We start from the raw sequence: 17,225 nt of genomic DNA, 5'->3' as shown, positions 1-17,225 counted from the left end.
TGCTGTCAACTTGTATCCAAAATACAAAATGAGGGCGCGATTTCCAAGGGGCTTGCATGCGGCGTTAACTATCTGGTGTTGATTGGTTTCAGGTGGTGGCCAAAGCGGGTCGTGCAGGGAGAACGGATTTGGCCCCGATGAAAGCGGAGGATGATATGGACAGCCAGCGTTTCCTGCCCAAAGGCGCAATATCCGTGGACGTTCCCTATGACGGGCCGCCCAAAACCTTCTACTTCCTGCTTTTGCCTAAAACGACGATGCTGGCCTTCAGCGCCGCGATAGAACCTTTGCGGATTTCGAACCAGTTGGCCCGAAAGCAACTATTCGAATGGTATGTGCTGTCGCCGGATGGTGAACCGGTGACCTGTTCCAACGGCATTCGCATTCAGGTGGACCAGGCGATGCACGATCTGGACAAGGGGGCCTATACGTTTGTCTGTTCGGGGACCGAGCCGATGAACTCGTTCGACGCGCCGGTGCTGAACTGGATCCGCCGCCAGAAGGCACATGGTTGCGACTTTGGCGGCATCTGCACCGGGGCGTTCGCCCTGGCCAGGGCCGGGGTGATCGGTGACAAGAGATTCACGGTGCATTGGGAAAACCGCCCCGGTTTCTGCGAAAACTTCTCGGCAATCGTCCCTACGCAGAACCTGTATGAGATAGATGGCAAGTTGCGCACCTGCGGCGGCGGGCACGCCAGCACGGACATGATGCTGGAGGTCATCGAAGAGATGTTCGGAAACGCGCTTGCGGTCAGCGTGTCCGAGATGTGCCTGCATCGCCGGTCCGGTGAAAGCAGCAGCAAACAGGTCTCTCCGGTGTCGGCCCTGCTGGGCACCCGGAACGCAAAGCTGATCGAGGCGGTTCAGATCATGCGCGACAATCTTGAATCGCCTCTCAGCCTCGAAGCGGTGGCCGAACAGGCCGTCTTGTCCCGGCGCCATATGGAACGTCTGTTCCGTCAGCACACCAACATGTCGCCGGGCCGGTTTTACAACAATCTCAGGCTGGATCGTGCCTTTGCGTTGCTGAGCGAAACCGATCTGAGCGTATCTGAGATTGCCTTTGCGTCCGGGTTCTCCAGCACCGACCGGCTGTCGGTTCATTTCCGGGCGCGATACAAGGTCTCTCCGTATAATTTCCGGCGATCCTGGGCGCACGAAGGGCAGGGCTGAGCGAGCGATTTTACTATAGAGCTGACCAATAGGTTTTATCCAAACAATCTATTGGACCGATGGAAAGAATTCCACCAGATTGCGACCCAACCCGGCGATTCAGCAACTTTCGTGAGGCCCGCAATGTGGACATATTCCAATCCGGTCAAAACCGTATTCGGGGCCGGGTCTGTCAGTGAGTTGCCGCAGCTGATCGGTGGCCGCCGATACGTTCTGGTGACCTATCCGGATACCCGTTCCAAGGATCTGACGCGCCGACTGGCGGATTCGGCGGGGCCTGCCGCGTTGATCATCGACGATGTCGCCCCGAACCCGGACTACCGGTTGTTGCGCGATCAGTCTGCGCGGTTTGGCCATCCGGACTGTGACGTCGACGTCATCGTCGCGCTTGGTGGCGGGTCGGTCATAGATTCGGCCAAGGTCTTTGCCGCCGCCGGGGGCGATTTTGGCAAGGTCGCGCATTTTCTGGAGACAAGGTCAGGAGCAGAGGCTTTGTCCTCCCTGCCCGTCATCGCCGTGCCAACAACCGCGGGAACCGGTAGCGAGGTCACATGCTGGGCGACAGTTTGGAACGAGGAAAGCGGCAAGAAATACTCTTTGGCCAGACATGATCTGTATCCTGAATCGGCACTGATCGACCCCGAGCTGATGGTCAACAAGCCCTATGGGCTGACGCTGGCCACCGGGCTGGACACGCTCTCGCACGCGTTGGAGAGTATCTGGAACATCAATGCCAATCCGGTCTCGGCCCGGCACGCCGTGGCAGCCGCCAAAATGGTTCTGGACACGTTACCGGCCCTGCTTGGCGATCTGGGCAATCTGGACTTGCGCACGCGCCTGGCCGAAGCGGCGCTGAGCGCCGGGCTAGCCTTTTCCAACACCAAGACCGCCATCGCGCACAACCTGTCCTATCCCATCACGTTGGGGTGGGGGGTACAGCATGGGATCGCCTGTTCCTTCACGCTGCCGGTGATTTTACGGTCCGTGGACGGAATCGGCGGGTTCCGGCAAGCCGCGTTGTACGCGGTTTTTGGCCCCGATCTTGTGGTGGGCTCGAACGACCTGGCTGCGTTCCTGACACAGCTTGGGGTCGCCACCCGGTTCGCCGATTACGGTATTTCGGACAGCCAGCGCATGGACATCATCGACGAAGCTTTTGCAGGTGAGCGGGGCCGAAATTTCGCCGGTACCAAAGAGGCCTTTCTGACCGCCGCTGACGCGATGCAGACCACCAATTCCAGGGTGGCCTGACGCAATTCAAATCAATCCTGACCGAAAAAACGTGAACTCTGGTGCCAACACCTGATGGCCCGCTAATCCGAGGATCAAAAGATGACACTCCAAACCCCGATCACCGCCAATGAGCGTGTGTATCCAACGCCAAAGGTTCCGGCGATTGCGATCTGCCTGGACGGGTGCGAGCCAGAATATCTGGACAAGGCCATTGCCAAGGGTCTCATGCCCACGCTGAAGCGGATGCGCGAGACCGGCACGGATCGGCTGGCGCATTCGGTGATCCCATCCTTCACCAATCCCAACAACCTGTCGATTGCTACGGGGCGGCCCCCGATCGTGCATGGGATTTGCGGCAATTACCTGATCGACCCCGAGACCGGAGAAGAGGTGATGATGAATGACGTGCGGTTTCTGCGCGCGCCCACCATCTTTTCGCAATTCTACGATGCCGGCTATCGCGTCGCCATGGTCACCGCCAAAGACAAATTGCGGGCCTTGCTGGGCGCGGGTCTGAAATTCGACGAGGACCGCGCCGTCGCGTTTTCGTCCGAGCGGTCGGGTGAAACCACCAGGGCCGAACATGGAATCGACAATGCCAGCGACTGGCTGGGTATGCCGGTTCCCGAGGTCTATTCAGCCGACCTGTCCGAATTTGTTTTCGCCGCTGGTGTCAAGCTGCTGAAGGAATTCAAGCCGGACATCATGTATCTGTCGACCACCGACTACATCCAGCACAAATTCTCCCCCGATCAGCAGGGCGCGCTGGATTTCTACGCGATGTTCGACCGGTATCTGGCGCAGCTGGACGAGATGGGCGCTGCCATCGTCATCACCGCGGATCACGGTATGAAGCCCAAGCACGGCACGGATGGAACACCAAATGTCATCTATGCGCAGGACCTGATGGATGAGTGGCTGGGCAAGGATCAGGCCCGCGTGATCCTGCCAATCACCGACCCGTATGTGGTGCATCACGGCGCATTGGGCTCGTTCGCCACCGCCTATTTGCAGGAAAGTGCGGACAAGGCGGATATCATGGCCCGGCTGGACGCCATCGAAGACATGATCCTTGTGGTCGATAAGGAAGAGGCGATCCGCCGCTTTGAACTGCCCGCTGACCGGATCGGCGACATCGTGATGATCTCGGGCGAGAACATGACCATCGGCACCTCGGCCGGCCGTCATGATCTGGCGGCGCTGAAGGAACCTCTGCGCAGCCACGGCGGTCTGACCGAACAAGAGGTGCCCTTCATCGTCAACCGCGTCATTGCTCTGGGGAACGCGCCCGAGCTACGCAACTTTGACGCTTTTTTCTACGCTACCACAGCGGCGGCCCTGTAAAAATGGACGGTATCATGAACACATCCGACATCCGCAACGAAGGCATGCGCATCGGTGGTGAGGTCGTCTTCACCGAAGCAACGGTTCCTGTGCTCTACCCCTATACCAACGAGGTCGTGGGCACGGTACCTGCAGGCACTGCGGAACACGCGCGCAAGGCGTTCGAGATCGCGGCGAATTACACCCCCAGGCTGACCCGTTATGAACGCAGCCAGATTCTGCAACGCGCGGGCGAACTGATCGGCGAAAAGCGCGATTATCTGGCGAAATGGCTGACGCTGGAACTGGGCATCTGCCACCAGCACGCAATCTATGAAACCAAGCGTGCGCAGGACGTCTATCAGTTTGCCGCCGCCGAGGCGCTGAAGGATGATGGTGAAATCTTCTCTTGTGATCTGACCCACAATGGCAAAGAGCGGAAGATATTCACCAAACGCGAACCCGTCAAAGCCATCAGCGCGATTACACCGTTCAACCACCCGCTGAACATGGTCAGCCACAAAATCGCACCGTCGATTGCGACCAACAACTGCATGGTTTGCAAACCAACCGAACTGACCCCTCTGACGGCGCTGACGCTGGCCGATATCCTGTACGAAGCCGGACTGCCGCCCGAGATGTTCCAGGTGGTCACCGGCTGGCCGCAGGACATTGGTGACGAGATGATCACCAATGAAAACATCGACATCATCACCTTCACCGGCGGCGTTCCGGTGGGCAAGATGATCGCCGCGAAAGCGGGTTACAAACGCCAGGCGCTGGAGCTGGGCGGAAACGATCCCCTGATCGTTCTGAACGACCTGAGTGATGCCGATCTGGACAAGGCTGCCACCATCGCCGTAGCAGGGGCAACCGGCAATTCCGGTCAGCGCTGCACTGCGATCAAACGCATTCTGGTGCAGGAAAGCGTGGCGTATAGGTTCGTGCCTCTGGTTCTGGAGAAGGCCAAGGCAATCCGGTTCGGCGACCCGCAGGACCCCGAGACACAGCTGGGATGCGTCATCCACGCCGAGGCCGCCGAACTGTTCGAGAAACGCGTTTACATGGCCGAGGAAGAGGGTGCGGAAATCCTCTATCACCCCGGTCGTCAGGGCGCGCTGCTGCCGCCGATCGTCGTCGATAAGGTGCCGCATGACAGCGAGCTGGTGATGGAAGAAACCTTTGGTCCCATTGTGCCCATCGTGCGCGTGCCCGATGATGACGCCAAGGTCATGGAAATCTCGAACGGTACCGAGTTCGGTCTTTCGTCGGGCGTGTGCACCAATGATCTGAATCGCGCCATTGCCTATATCAACGGTCTGGACGTTGGCACCTGCAACATCTGGGAACAGCCCGGATACCGGATCGAGATGTCGCCGTTCGGCGGCATCAAGGACAGTGGCAACGGCGTCAAGGAAGGCGTCATCGAGGCGATGAAATTCTTCACCAACGTCAAAACCTACTCGTTGCCCTGGCCGGGATGATCACTGTCAATATGGCTCTAAACATCACCCCGGGTTCCTTCGACAATCCGGGGTGATGTATTGAAGTCTTCGTCAGGGCTTACCCCTGCGCGACATCCTGCCGCTGTATGCCCAGCCCGTCGATGCCAAGTTCGATCTTGTCCCCCGGCTTCAGATAGGTCGGCGGGTTTTGTCCCATGCCAACCCCCGGCGGCGTCCCGGTCGAGATCACGTCACCCGGCTGCAAAGACATGAAGTGCGACAGGTGAGATACGATTGTAGCCACCCCGAAATGCATGGTGTCGGTCGAACCGTTCTGAAACCGGTGCCCGTTCACTGCAAGATACATCGGCAGGTTTTGCGGATCGGTGACCTCATCCCGGGTCACCAGCCATGGCCCGATCGGGCCGAAAGTATCTGCAGACTTACCCTTGACCCACTGGCCCGAGCGATGCAGCTGAAAGTCACGCTCGGACAGGTCGTTGACCACGCAATACCCGGCAACATGGTTCAGGGCGTCGGCTTCTGACACGTATTTTGCGGCCTTTCCGATCACGACACCCAATTCAACCTCCCAGTCGGTCTTGACCGATCCGCGTGGAATTTCGACGGTGTCATTCGGACCCATAATGGCAGAGGTCGCCTTGAAAAAGATCACCGGCTCTTCCGGCAGTTCCATGCCGCTTTCCGCCGCGTGGTCGGCATAATTCAGGCCGATACAGATGAATTTCCCCACCTGCCCAACGCAGGGGCCAATTCGCGGATCGCCGTCGACCACCGGCAGGTCAGCAAGGTCCAGCCCGCGCAGCTGCGCAAGGTTTTCGTCGTCCAGAACCGCGCCTGAGATATCGTCAACAACCCCCGACAGGTCTCGGATCTTACCGTCCCTATCCAATACGCCGGGCTTTTCCTGTCCCGACGGTCCATAGCGCAAGAGCTTCATGTGATATTCCCTTTCACCTCAGATGGTCCAGCCGCCGTCAATCGCAATGGGCTGTCCCGTTGTGTACCGGCTTGCATCGCTTGCCAGATACAACGCCAATTCGGCAATTTCGTCCGGGGTTCCGATACGGCCCATAGGCTGGCGGGCGATGAAATCCGTCATCGCCTGCGTGTAATCGCCTGTGGCGCGCAACCGGTCGTGCAGGCTGGGGCTGTCGACCGTTCCGGGGCAGATTGCGTTGCAGCGAATGCCCTGTGTAACAAAATCGGCGGCGACGGATTTCGTCAGCCCGATCACCGCGGCCTTGGACGTGCAATAGGCAAAGCGGTTCGGAACACCTTTCAACGACGACGCCACCGAAGACATGTTGATGATCGAACCGCCCCCGTTTTTCAGCATTTTCGGAAGGCACAGACGGATTAGGCGATACATCGCCTTGACGTTCAGTTCAAAGCTGAAATCCCAATCCGTTTCCTCGCAATCCAGAATGGACCCGCCGGCAACGTATCCGGCGCAGTTGAACAGCACATCCAACGGCGGCAAGTCCGCCGCGGCGGCGTGAACCGCCGCGGCATCTGTGACATCCAGCGTGATTGTCTCGATGCCCGGAAGGGCGGACAAGTCCTCTAGTGCCGCGGCGTTGATGTCACAGGCGATAACCCGCGCGCCTTCGGTTGCAAACAACTCGGCGGTGGCCCGGCCGATTCCCTGACCAGCAGCGGTGATCAGCGCGGTTTTGCCGGCAAGGCGGCCAAAAGGGGACTGTGTCGCCATCCTGATCCTCATGTGTTTTCCGGCAGCAGATCGGCCGGGATATCCTGGTAACAGACCGGACGCAGAAAGCGGCGGATCGACAGGGTGCCAACCGAGGTCGCTCCGAAATTGGTCGACGCGGGGTAGGGGCCGCCATGCACCATGCTGTCGCACACCTCGACACCGGTTGGGAAGCCATTGGCCAGCAGGCGACCGGCCTTGCGCTCCAGCAGCGGCAGCAGTGCCCGCGCCTCGGGTGTGTCGCTGTCGTCAAAATGCAGCGTGCAGGTCAATTGACCTTCGATTGCGCGGGCAATCAGACGCATCTGTTCCGCGTCACGGGCACGGACGATAATTCCGAGCGGTCCAAAGACCTCTTCCTGCAACTTGTAATCTGCCAGCCAGTCGTCACCGGACACCGTAAACAGATAAGGCGCGGCGCCTCGGGTTTCGCAGCTGGTGCCGATGATCTGGGTAACACCTGTCCCGGCCGTCACACGCGCCGCGCCATCGCGATATGCATCTGCGATGCCGTCCGTCAGCATGGTCTGAGTGGGTACGGCCGACAGGCCCGCCTCTGCGGCGGACTGAAACGTGTCCGCTTCAGGGCCGGTGATCACCACGGCGATGCCCGGGTTCGTACAGAATTGCCCTGCGCCCATCGTCAATGACCCGGCCCAGCCCGCCCCGATCTCCGCGCCGCGCGCAGCGGCGGCGCCGGGCAGAATGAACATCGGGTTGACCGACCCCAGTTCGCCAAAGAACGGAATGGGCTCATCCCGTGCAGCGCAGAGATCGAACAGGGCGCGCCCGCCGCGCAGGCTGCCTGTGAAGCCAACAGCCCGGATCAGCGGGTGCTGCACCAGCCGCGCGCCAATATCCTGTGTATTGCCCTGAACCAGAGAAAAAACGCCGGGATGCACACCGCTTGCACGGATCGCGGCGTCGATAGCCTGCGCGACGATCTCGCCGGTGCCGGGATGGGCCGGATGCCCCTTGACCACCACCGGACAGCCTGCTGCGAGCGCCGCTGCCGTGTCGCCACCCGCGGTCGAGAAGGCCAGCGGAAAATTCGACGCGCCAAACACCGCGACGGGGCCCAGCGGCCGCTGCATCATCCGCAGGTCCGGCCGGGGCAGGGGTGTCCGGTCGGGCAACGCGGTATCGTGGCGTTGGTCCAGGTATTCGCCTTTCTCGATGTGGTCGGCAAACAGGCGCATCTGGCCAACGGTGCGGCCACGTTCACCCTGCAGACGCAGATCCGGCAGGCCGGTTTCCTGCGTTCCGATCTCGGTGATGGCGTCACCGCGAGCGTCGATCTCATCCGCGATCCGCCGCAGCAACCCCGCGCGCTCACTGCGAGACGACCAGCCAAACGAGGCAAACGCCTGTTCGGCAGCCTCAACCGCCGCGTCCACATCGGACGGTGACCCCACAGCAAAGCTGTGGCTGGGCCCATGCGCAGGGTCCGAGCTGAACGTGGCCTCGGCACCGAGCCATTCGCCGGCGATCAGGTGTTTTCCGGTCAACATCTACTTTTCTTTCTCAAATCAGGCCGCGACCGGCCAGGTTTCGCATCAGGTGAGACGCCCCGAACCGCCACTCGGGGCATTCTGTGGACAGGCGGACGGTGTTGGTCAGCGTGCCCAGTTTATCATTTGATATCGTGACGATATCGCCAAGCTTGTGGGTAAACCCCCCACCCGGAGTATCGCGATCCTGCGTCGGCGCAAAGAGGGTTCCGAGAAACAGCATCAGCCCGTCCGGATACTGGTGGTGCCGTCCGATGGTCTGCCGCACCAGATCCGCCGGATCGCGGCTGATCTGCGCCATAGATGAGTGGCCGTTCAGCACGAACCCATCCGGCCCGGTCACTTTCAGGCTTAGTTCAGCCTGACGGACGTCATCCAGTGAAAAGCCTTCGTCGAACAACCGGATCATCGGTCCGATCGCGCAAGAGGCGTTGTTGTCCTTGGCCTTGCTGAGCAGCAGGGCCGAGCGGCCCTCGACATCGCGCAGGTTGACGTCGTTGCCCAACGTCGCGCCCCTGATGTGCCCTTGCGATGAAACGGCCAGAACAACCTCGGGCTCGGGGTTGTTCCAGGTCGAAACCGGATGCAGACCAACATCCGCGCCGAAGCCCACCGAAGACAGAACCTGCGCCTTGGAAAACACCTCGGCATCCGGGCCGATGCCAACCTCAAGGTACTGGCTCCATAGCCCTTCGGCGATCAGCGCCTCTTTGACCCGGGCCGCTGCATCGGATCCCGGCACGATGTCGGACAGGCTGTCGCCGATCCGTTCTCCGATCCGGCCGCGGATTGCCTGGGCCCGGGCCGGGTCCCCGGCGGCCTGTTCCTCGATCACCCGTTCGACCATCGAACCGGCAAAGGTGACACCGCAGGCCTTGATGGCCTGTAGGTCGCAGGGGGCCAGCCAGTGATGTGCCGCGTCGACCGATCCGATATCTTCGCCCGTCGCGCTGCGAACGTATTGCGCCGCATCCTGACGCTCCAGAATATCCCGCACGGTCGGTGCGGATTTCGAGGTGATGTCCAGAAGCTGCCCATCGCGCAGGGTCACCACGGACGGGCCGATCCCCGGCCGTTCGATGCGCCCGAGCCACAGCCCGGCGGGGTCCAGTTGCACAGATGTCATCCTAGTCTCTGAGTTGATAGGCCCGGGCGGCGTTGCCCCCCAGAACCGCTTTGCGTTCGCTGGCGGTCAACGCGCCGATCAGCATGTCTGTGGTTTCCAGCCAGCGTTCATAACTGCTGGTCAGGGTGCACACGGGCCAGTCGCTGCCCCAGATCAAACGGGACGGGCCGAACGTGTTCAGCAAATGATCCACATATGGGCGCAGGTCATCGGCCTGCCAGTCCGGTCCGGCCTCGGTCACCAGCCCGGACAGCTTGCACCAGGCTTCTGTTTCCCGTGCCAGAGCGCTCATGCCCTCGGCCCATTCCGTGATCGCACCGTTGCGGATCGTGGGCTTGGAGCCATGGTCGATCACGACACGCAGCCGGGGATGCCGGGCCAGAAGTTGCCGCAATGGGCCAAGATGATGCGGCAGGGTCAGGGCATCGAATGTCAGGTTGTGCTTTTGCATCGCCTTGATTGCCGGGGTCAGAATATCGTCAACCATCCAGAGCGTATCGGCGATATCCTGGATCATCGGGCGCAACCCGACCAGCGCCGGGTGAACTGCCAGCTCAGCGATCTGAGACGGGGCTTCTGCGGCCTCGAAATCGACCCAGCCGACCACGCCCTTGATGAAATCGTTCCGATCGGCCAAGGCGAGCAGGAATTCCGTTTCCTCCACGGTCGAGGCGGCCTGAACCAGAACCGTGCCCTCAATCCCGGCCGACTCCAGCAAGGGGGTCAGGTCTGCGGGGGTGAAATCCTTGTAGATCCCGCTCAGATCCGGGGTCAGCCAGCCGTAATCCCCGCGCGCCAGAGACCAGAAATGCTGGTGCGCGTCGATCTTCATGCAATGACACCCTTTTTGAGGATGATATTTCCGTAAAGCCTGCGCTCCCCTGTCTGCACGATCGCAAAGGCACCCGCAGCGCGGTCGTAAAACGCGAACCGCTCCAACCCCTGAATTTGGGCCGGGTTGTCCGCCGTATCGTCAATGATGCGCTGAAAATCGGCGACGGCTTCGGGCACGGTCTCGGCGTCACCGACCACCTGCATGGTCAGGGCCGGGCCCGGGACGAACGTGTCCAGCGGCATCAGGGTCAGAACAGCCCTGAGAACCTCGCTTGCGGTTGAGCCGTCGGCCCGGATGCAGTCAGGCCCGATGCTGGAGCCCGGGAAATTTGCATCTGCGATCACGATCTCATCGCCGTGGCCCATAGCCCGCAGCGCATGCAACAGTTCGGGTGACAGGATCGAGTCTATGTTACGCAACATCGGCGGCCTCCATCGGTAAGGGCGCATCGGGACGGATCAGTCCTTCGCTTTGCAGATCTGACCAAAGGCCGGGTGGAACGGTTCGGTTCAACAGGGTCACGTTGGCCCGGACCTCGGCGGCGCTGACCGCACCGGGGATTACGGTCTTGACGCAGGGATGGCCCAGCACGAATTGCAAGGCGGCGGCGATCAAGGGCGTATCATGTGCGGCACAAACAGCCTGGATCTTTCGGACACGATCCAGAACCTCTGGCGGCGCATCGGCGTAATTGTACTTTGCGCCGGCTACGGCACCGGTGGCAAGTATGCCTGAATTATAGGGCCCGCCCAGAATGATGCCGACATCGCGCTTTTCGCACAGGGGCAGAAAGCTGTCCAAAGCCTCCTGTTCCAACAAAGTGTACCGCCCGGCCAGAAGGAAGCCGTCAAAATCCCCCAGTCCCAGCAGCTTTTCGCACACCTGCCATTCGTTCACGCCTGCGCCGATTGCGGCGATCTCATCAGCGTCGCGCAGTTCGATCAGGGCCTTGTACCCGCCGCCGTCAAACAATTCGCGCACTTTGGCATCCGAGACTTCCTGACTGCCCTGGCTGAACACGCAGACGTCATGAACCAGGAGGATATCGGCGTTCGCAACGCCGATCCTGTCCCGGCTGGCCTCGTAGGATCGCATCACACCGTCATAGGTATAGTCGAACACGATCCGCTTTTGCGGAACATCAACAAAGGCTTCGGGCGTCACCTCATGCGGGGCGCAGTCCAGCAGCAGACGTCCGATCTTGGTGGAAAGTTGGATGTTCCCGCGCCCGAACCGGGCGATGGCTTTCGAGAACCGGTGTTCGGACCGGCCAAGCCCATATTGGGGCGCGGTGTCGAAATACCGGATTCCCGCGTCAAAGGCTGCGTGCAGGGCGGCCTGCGCGTCTGCGTCCGACACTTTGCGATACAGGTTGCCCAAGGGCGCGCCGCCAAACCCCATGCGGGTCAGCGGAACGGGCCGGGCCGTACGATTGTTCAGAACTCTGGTTTGCGAAACGGTCATCCTGCCTCTCGTACGGGTTGCGCGGTGACGTTGAACAGCGCGGGCCGTTCGCTCATCAGGGTTTCGATCCGGGGCATCAACTGCCCAAGGTGATGACGCATGGCCTGCTGCGCGGCCCCTTCATCGCGGTCCTGAATGGCGGCAAGGATCGCGCGATGCTCTGCCAATGTCGCGGCCACACGGCCGGGCGTGGGCAACAGCAACATTCGCGCGCGGCTGACCTGAAGGGATACGGTCTGCGCAACATCCCTGAGGCGGGTAAATCCGGTAAACTCCATCAGAAGTGCGTGAAATTCCTCATCCGCCTGAAAAAAGCCGGGAATGTCATCGTCTTCGACCAGCAATTCCTGCAGGCGCATATTGCGGCCCAGTTTCCGGCGTTGATCTTCGGTCAGGTCGCGAGCGACCTTTGCCACCGTTGCCAGTTCCAGCGCCTCGCGCAGAAACGCACCTTCACGGATTTCGGGCATCGAGAAATAGGACACCCGCGTACCGGATTGCGGAACGACATCGACCAGCCCTTCGGCTGCAAGACGGGTGATCGCCTCGGTCACCGGCGCGCGCGACACGCCCAGACGCTCGCAGATCAAAGCCTTTCGCAGATTGGCACCCGGCGGGAAATCCAGCGACAGGATCGCCAGCCGGATGACCTGATAGACCCGCTGCGCCAGCGTGCCTTCGGTTGCGGTGATCCCGCCCAACAACCGCGCGTCGATGTCCTGGGGTTTGGTCATGGCGCTTGGCCTAGCATACTAACATGTTAGTTGACAAGGCGGTGCCGCATGCCTAGCAATCCGGTCAGAATTGCGGGGAAACGATGCATTCAAATCCCAGAACTGTGCCCACGTCGGCGACACTTGGCGACACGGTCAGACTGAACCCGGACGACAATGTTGTGATTGCGCTGCGGGACCTGACGGCCGGAGAGCAACCCGCTGGCGTACCTGTACCGCTGACGCGCCCGGTGACACGTGGCCACAAGATCGCGACCGCGGCGATTGCTGCAGGAAAGAATGTGATCCGCTATGGCCAGATTATCGGGCAGGCGAAATTGGACATTGCGCCGGGCGAGCATGTGCATGTTCATAACTTAGGCATGGGTGCGCATCAGCAGGACTATGCACATGCCAGCGCAAACGCCCCATTGCCCGCGATCAGTCCCGCGCGCAGTTTCCAGGGGTTTCACCGCGCAGACGGCAAAGTCGGTACGCGCAATTACATCGGAATTCTGACGACCGTGAACTGCTCAGGCTCGGTGGCGCGGTTCATTGCGGTGGCTGCCGAAAAATCCGGGCTTCTGGACAAATTTCCCAATGTCGACGGTGTGGTTCCCATTGTTCACGGGACAGGGTGCGGCATGTCGGCCAAAGACGAAGGGTATGCAACCTTGTTCCGGACCCTTTCAGGATATGCGCAACACCCGAATTTTGCCGGCATCCTGCTGATCGGGCTGGGGTGCGAGGTCATGCAGGTGGCGGATCTGGTGGGTGGGCGGCCAATCCGTCAGGACGGGGTCCTGCGCTATATGACCATCCAGAACGAGGGTGGCACGCGCCGAACCATCGAACGCGGTCTGGAAGAATTACGCGGGATTGCAACACTGGCCAATCAGTCCACGCGCGCAGACGCTCCGGTCAGTGAAATAACGGTTGGGATGCAATGTGGCGGGTCGGACGGGTACTCGGGGATCACTGCGAACCCGGCCCTTGGATATGCCTCGGATCTTCTGGTGCGCCATGGCGGTACGACGATCCTGTCCGAAACTTCCGAGGTCTATGGGGCGGAACACCTTCTGACCTGCCGTGCCGAGACGCCCGAGGTCGGTCAAAAGCTGATCGACCGCATTCACTGGTGGGAGGACTACACAGCACGGAACGGCGGTGAAATGGACAACAACCCCAGCCCCGGCAACAAGCGCGGCGGGCTGACAACAATACTTGAAAAGTCGTTGGGCGCGGTTGCCAAGGGCGGAACCGCGCCCCTGCGCGACGTCTACAGATTTGGTGAAAAGATCGACAAAAAGGGGTTTGTATTCATGGACAGCCCCGGATTCGACCCATGCTCGGTCACCGGGCAGGTGGCCGCGGGCGCGAACCTGATCGTGTTCACGACCGGGCGCGGCTCGGTCTCGGGCTATCAGCCGACACCCTGCATCAAACTGGCGACAAACGCGGAAATGTACGCGCGCATGGCCGAAGACATGGACCTGAACTGCGGCGACATCGTCACCGAAGGGGTCAGTATCGAGGCAAAGGGCAGGGAACTTTTCGAAATCCTGATCCGCGTAGCCTCGGGTGAAAAAACCAAAAGCGAAGAACTTGGCTTTGGCGGGGTTGAGTTCGTGCCCTGGCAGATCGGCGCGGTGATGTGATCCGCGCCCACTGAATACGATCGGAGCAAAGGGTGAGGGCGAGCTGGCTGATGAAAAATTCGTTCAGGAGTTTCAACGCAAAGTCAGGTTCCCAATATTGGATACACCTCCCGCGCGAACGGACATCGGTCGTTTTCCGCCGTTTGAACCGGATTTTCTCGTTTCCTGTTTGCGACATTTTTGTGCTACTGTCCCGCAAGCGATTTATTTCTGACATTATTTAAAGGTTTTTTCTCTTGCCCGACACTCCTCACAGCGTTTTCAGGCTGCGCCCCATGGAAAAGGCGGATCTGGAAACTGTCACACCCTGGTTTCAGGACATCGAAGACCTCGCCCGCTTTGACCGCACTTCTCGCGTTCCTTTCAATCTGGCGCAAACCGAAGAAATCTGGAGCGATGTATTCAAGGCGGCGGACAGCTATAGCAAGTGTTGGTTCGTCGTCGAATCCGACAGCGGGCAGGCGCTGGGACTGACCGGGCTCGAAGCGATCTCTCCGATCAACCGCGATGCCATCGTGGCCGTATTTATTGACAAGTCGGTGCGGCGTCTGGGGGTTGGGATCAGGGCAACCGCGCTGGTCGTGGATTTTGCGTTCCGACAGCTGGGGCTGAACCGTCTGACCTCATACTATCGGACAGATAACGAAAACAGCCGCGACCTTGTCGCAAAACTGGGCTGCAAGGTTGAGGGCACCATGCGTCAGGCCTGGTATGCGGACGGACAATTCCGTGACATGGTTGTGGTGGGGCTTCTCAAACAGGACTGGGACGAACAGCGACTTGTGCTGATGAAAGAACTCAGCGCTGGCCCGACCGTCAGTTTCGGGGCGAGCGCGACTGCGGCCTGGACATGGCCGCCGCAGGTTGATGGATGCAAATAGAAGGCATTTATTTGCAGCCGGATTGCAAAAGCATTTTTTGCTATAGATTAGAGACCGGGCTCATGTGCAGCCCCTTAAACGAGTATCGCCTGTGACCACCACCAGTCCAAATCCTCAAATTACGCAGAAACTGGGCGCAGTATTGTTCGCGGACGTCGTCGGCTATTCCCGACTGATGAGCGAGAACGAGCTGGACACATACAACTCTTTGAAATCATTGATTTCTCAGCTTGAGCAAACCTGCGCGCGTTTTCATGGTCGCGTGGTCGAAGTGCGGGGTGACGGTATTCTGGCGCTGTTTGAAACGGCCACCAGCGCGGTTGAGTTCGGCGTTGAGTTGCACCGTATAGCGAGCGAACAGAACGAAACACGCGAGGACAGTCAGCGAATCAAATTTCGCGCCGGTGTCCATCTTGGAGAAATCCTGATCGACGAGCGTGGCATTCACGGTGACAATGTCAACATCGCCGCCAGGCTTCAGGAGATTGCCGAACCCGAAAGAGTCTATGTCAGCGCCGCCGTATACGATCAGGTCTGCAACCGCTTGCGGTACGGGTACGAATTCCTGGGTCCGAAACAACTGAAGAACATCCTTTCGCCGGTCTCGACATATTGTGTCCGCAGCGAGGTCGCCGGCGCGACCATGGCGGGAACGATGCGCCCGGACCTGCCCGGAGATTTGCTGGAACGGCCGGACACGCCCTCGGTCGCGATCCTACCCTTCAGCAGCAATGGCGGCGACGAATCCGACAACTGGATCGCCGAGGGCCTGACAGATGACATCATCATGAATCTGTCCAAGTTCCGGAACCTGTTCATTATCGCCAGAAATTCATCCTTTTTCTTCAAAACCCAATCCATGCCGCCCAAAGAGGCGGCGCAGAAACTGAACGTCCGGTACGTTGCCCGCGGCAGCGTGCGCCGGTCCGCCAGCCGTATCCGCATTACCGCCGAACTGGTTGACGCCAGCACCGAACGCACGATCTGGGGCGAGAGGTTTGACCGGAAGATCGACGACATTTTCGACATTCTCGACGAGGTAACCGAATGCATTGTGGCCGCCACGGCGGTGATGATCGAATCTCATGAGAAGCAACGCATGATTCAGGCCATTCCGTCAGATCTTGAGGCGTATGGGTCGGTTCTGCAGGGCCAGCATCACATCTTCAAATACACGCGCAACGATAACAGGAAGGCGCAGCATTTCTATCAGTCCGCGCTCGCGCGTGATGAGGGGTATGCCCGCGCAGCGGCGGCGTTGTCGCGTACGCTCAACATCGACTGGCGATACTCCTGGACAGAAGACCCGACGGACGCTTTGGACAAGGCGTTGTCCTTTGCGCAGCGAGCGATCGAATTGGACCCGACCGATGCCAGAGGGTTTGGCGAGCTGGGCTATGTACACCTGTATCGCAAGGAGCATGACGCCGCGATCCAGTCCTATCAGCGCGCGCTGGCTTTGAACCCCAATGACGCGGATATGCATTCAGACTATGCCGATGCGCTGGCTCATTATGGCGACAATGAAACCGCCATCACGCATATTCAGCAGGCCATGCGGTTGAACCCGTACTTCCCGGACCAGTACCTGTGGCATCTGGGTGGCGCGTATTACAACCTCAAGCGCTATGACGAAGTCATCGAAACCGTCAACAAAATGAACAATCCCACCGAGGGGCAGCGTATGCTTGCGGCCAGCTACGCACAGCTGGGTCAAACCGATCTGGCCCGTCAGATCACTGACAAACACCGCGCGGCGCATCCCAACTTTTCACTGGATCGCTGGGCAACCATTCAACCGGACCGGTTGGAAGAAGACACGCAGCATTTTGTGGAAGGTCTGAAAAAGGCCGGATTCTGATCCGCAACGAAAAAGGGCGCGTCCGCGGCGCGCCCTAAAGTCCTTAAGCCGGCAGAAGTTTAATCGCCGCCACGCGCCTTTGCGCCGCTGACTTTCGCCCCGCTGACCTTGGCACCGCTCACTTTGGCACCACTGACCTTGGCGCCACTGACTTTGGCGCCCGAGACTTTGGCACCGCTGATCGCCGGGCTGTCAAAGCCGAAATAGATGTCGAGCAGGACTTGTTCGATCATACCGGTCATTACGTCCATCCGAATGGTGAAGT

Annotated in this window: 15 protein-coding genes and 1 pseudogene; 7 read left to right on the top strand and 9 right to left on the bottom strand. The window is 59.9% G+C overall.

What is annotated here, in order from left to right:
- Positions 1 to 155 precede the first annotated feature (155 nt).
- The 4 genes from ACR0D8_RS11180 (at position 156) to phnY (ending at position 5,215) form a co-directional block, all read left to right on the top strand.
- Positions 156 to 1,175 (top strand): GlxA family transcriptional regulator, encoded by a 1,020-nt coding sequence (locus ACR0D8_RS11180; protein WP_480646445.1) that lies wholly within the window; start codon positions 156 to 158, stop codon positions 1,173 to 1,175.
- Positions 1,176 to 1,298: 123 nt separating this feature from the next.
- Positions 1,299 to 2,426 (top strand): iron-containing alcohol dehydrogenase PsrA, encoded by a 1,128-nt coding sequence (psrA, locus tag ACR0D8_RS11175; protein WP_480646443.1) that lies wholly within the window; start codon positions 1,299 to 1,301, stop codon positions 2,424 to 2,426.
- 81 nt (positions 2,427 to 2,507) lie between these two features.
- Complete coding sequence (gene phnA, locus ACR0D8_RS11170) at positions 2,508 to 3,752, top strand: phosphonoacetate hydrolase (RefSeq protein ID WP_480646442.1); 1,245 nt, start codon at positions 2,508 to 2,510, stop codon at positions 3,750 to 3,752.
- A gap of 14 nt (positions 3,753 to 3,766) precedes the next feature.
- On the top strand, positions 3,767 to 5,215 hold the full coding sequence (gene phnY, locus ACR0D8_RS11165) for a phosphonoacetaldehyde dehydrogenase (RefSeq protein WP_480646440.1): 1,449 nt from the start codon (positions 3,767 to 3,769) through the stop codon (positions 5,213 to 5,215).
- A gap of 79 nt (positions 5,216 to 5,294) precedes the next feature.
- On the opposite strand, the gene ACR0D8_RS11160 is transcribed toward phnY, so the two are convergent.
- The 8 genes from ACR0D8_RS11160 to ACR0D8_RS11125 are packed head-to-tail and all read right to left on the bottom strand — an operon-like array spanning position 5,295 to position 12,581.
- On the bottom strand, positions 5,295 to 6,137 hold the full coding sequence (locus tag ACR0D8_RS11160; RefSeq protein WP_480646438.1) for a fumarylacetoacetate hydrolase family protein: 843 nt from the start codon (positions 6,135 to 6,137) through the stop codon (positions 5,295 to 5,297).
- A gap of 18 nt (positions 6,138 to 6,155) precedes the next feature.
- Positions 6,156 to 6,911, bottom strand: coding sequence for an SDR family oxidoreductase (locus ACR0D8_RS11155; RefSeq protein ID WP_480646436.1), 756 nt, complete (start codon positions 6,909 to 6,911; stop codon positions 6,156 to 6,158).
- 8 nt (positions 6,912 to 6,919) lie between these two features.
- Positions 6,920 to 8,422 (bottom strand): aldehyde dehydrogenase (NADP(+)), encoded by a 1,503-nt coding sequence (locus ACR0D8_RS11150; RefSeq protein WP_480646435.1) that lies wholly within the window; start codon positions 8,420 to 8,422, stop codon positions 6,920 to 6,922.
- Positions 8,423 to 8,435: 13 nt separating this feature from the next.
- Positions 8,436 to 9,548: a fumarylacetoacetate hydrolase family protein gene (locus ACR0D8_RS11145; protein ID WP_480646433.1), complete on the bottom strand. Its 1,113-nt coding sequence runs from the start codon at positions 9,546 to 9,548 to the stop codon at positions 8,436 to 8,438.
- A gap of 1 nt (position 9,549) precedes the next feature.
- Entirely contained in the window at positions 9,550 to 10,380 is an 831-nt protein-coding gene (locus ACR0D8_RS11140) for an amidohydrolase family protein (RefSeq protein WP_480646431.1), read from the bottom strand.
- Positions 10,377 to 10,805, bottom strand: a complete 429-nt coding sequence (locus ACR0D8_RS11135; protein WP_480646429.1) for an RbsD/FucU family protein — start codon at positions 10,803 to 10,805, stop codon at positions 10,377 to 10,379. The genes ACR0D8_RS11140 and ACR0D8_RS11135 overlap by 4 nt, the downstream gene beginning before the upstream one ends.
- A complete protein-coding gene (locus tag ACR0D8_RS11130; RefSeq protein WP_480646428.1) occupies positions 10,795 to 11,847 on the bottom strand; it encodes an aldo/keto reductase in 1,053 nt (350 codons plus the stop codon). Before ACR0D8_RS11130 ends, ACR0D8_RS11135 begins: the two co-directional genes overlap by 11 nt.
- The gene (locus ACR0D8_RS11125; RefSeq protein ID WP_480646426.1) at positions 11,844 to 12,581 is read right to left on the bottom strand and encodes a GntR family transcriptional regulator; all 738 of its coding nucleotides are present in this window, start codon (positions 12,579 to 12,581) and stop codon (positions 11,844 to 11,846) included. The genes ACR0D8_RS11130 and ACR0D8_RS11125 overlap by 4 nt, the downstream gene beginning before the upstream one ends.
- An 83-nt stretch (positions 12,582 to 12,664) precedes the next feature.
- Between ACR0D8_RS11125 and ACR0D8_RS11120 the strand changes: the two genes are divergently transcribed.
- The 3 genes from ACR0D8_RS11120 to ACR0D8_RS11110 all read left to right on the top strand — a co-directional run bounded on the left by ACR0D8_RS11120 (position 12,665) and on the right by ACR0D8_RS11110 (position 16,960).
- Positions 12,665 to 14,218 carry a UxaA family hydrolase gene (locus ACR0D8_RS11120; RefSeq protein ID WP_480646424.1) on the top strand — a complete coding sequence of 518 codons (1,554 nt, stop codon included), beginning with the start codon at positions 12,665 to 12,667 and terminating at the stop codon, positions 14,216 to 14,218.
- A 275-nt stretch (positions 14,219 to 14,493) separates the two neighbouring features.
- A complete protein-coding gene (locus tag ACR0D8_RS11115) occupies positions 14,494 to 15,099 on the top strand; it encodes a GNAT family N-acetyltransferase (RefSeq protein ID WP_480646422.1) in 606 nt (201 codons plus the stop codon).
- A gap of 64 nt (positions 15,100 to 15,163) precedes the next feature.
- Complete coding sequence (locus ACR0D8_RS11110) at positions 15,164 to 16,960, top strand: adenylate/guanylate cyclase domain-containing protein (protein WP_480646420.1); 1,797 nt, start codon at positions 15,164 to 15,166, stop codon at positions 16,958 to 16,960.
- A 59-nt stretch (positions 16,961 to 17,019) separates the two neighbouring features.
- Here the strand turns inward: ACR0D8_RS11110 and ACR0D8_RS11105 are convergent.
- Positions 17,020 to 17,225 (bottom strand): annotated as a pseudogene (locus tag ACR0D8_RS11105) (hypothetical protein); the annotation flags it as partial.

The sequence above is a fragment of the Ruegeria sp. BG10 genome, from assembly GCF_056538575.1.
This window is presented reverse-complemented; position numbering and strand designations above follow the sequence as displayed.

Bases quoted from the DNA above. Each gene is read 5' to 3' on its own strand.
- ACR0D8_RS11140 (WP_480646431.1), bottom strand. From the start codon at position 10,380: ATGAAGATCGACGCGCACCAGCATTTCTGGTCTCTGGCGCGCGGGGAT.
- psrA (WP_480646443.1), top strand. From the start codon at position 1,299: ATGTGGACATATTCCAATCCGGTCAAAACCGTATTCGGGGCCGGGTCT.
- phnA (WP_480646442.1), top strand. From the start codon at position 2,508: ATGACACTCCAAACCCCGATCACCGCCAATGAGCGTGTGTATCCAACG.
- ACR0D8_RS11115 (WP_480646422.1), top strand. From the start codon at position 14,494: ATGGAAAAGGCGGATCTGGAAACTGTCACACCCTGGTTTCAGGACATC.
- ACR0D8_RS11160 (WP_480646438.1), bottom strand. From the start codon at position 6,137: ATGAAGCTCTTGCGCTATGGACCGTCGGGACAGGAAAAGCCCGGCGTA.
- ACR0D8_RS11145 (WP_480646433.1), bottom strand. From the start codon at position 9,548: ATGACATCTGTGCAACTGGACCCCGCCGGGCTGTGGCTCGGGCGCATC.
- phnY (WP_480646440.1), top strand. From the start codon at position 3,767: ATGAACACATCCGACATCCGCAACGAAGGCATGCGCATCGGTGGTGAG.
- ACR0D8_RS11155 (WP_480646436.1), bottom strand. From the start codon at position 6,911: ATGGCGACACAGTCCCCTTTTGGCCGCCTTGCCGGCAAAACCGCGCTG.
- ACR0D8_RS11120 (WP_480646424.1), top strand. From the start codon at position 12,665: ATGCATTCAAATCCCAGAACTGTGCCCACGTCGGCGACACTTGGCGAC.
- ACR0D8_RS11135 (WP_480646429.1), bottom strand. From the start codon at position 10,805: ATGTTGCGTAACATAGACTCGATCCTGTCACCCGAACTGTTGCATGCG.
- ACR0D8_RS11125 (WP_480646426.1), bottom strand. From the start codon at position 12,581: ATGACCAAACCCCAGGACATCGACGCGCGGTTGTTGGGCGGGATCACC.
- ACR0D8_RS11180 (WP_480646445.1), top strand. From the start codon at position 156: ATGGACAGCCAGCGTTTCCTGCCCAAAGGCGCAATATCCGTGGACGTT.
- ACR0D8_RS11150 (WP_480646435.1), bottom strand. From the start codon at position 8,422: ATGTTGACCGGAAAACACCTGATCGCCGGCGAATGGCTCGGTGCCGAG.
- ACR0D8_RS11130 (WP_480646428.1), bottom strand. From the start codon at position 11,847: ATGACCGTTTCGCAAACCAGAGTTCTGAACAATCGTACGGCCCGGCCC.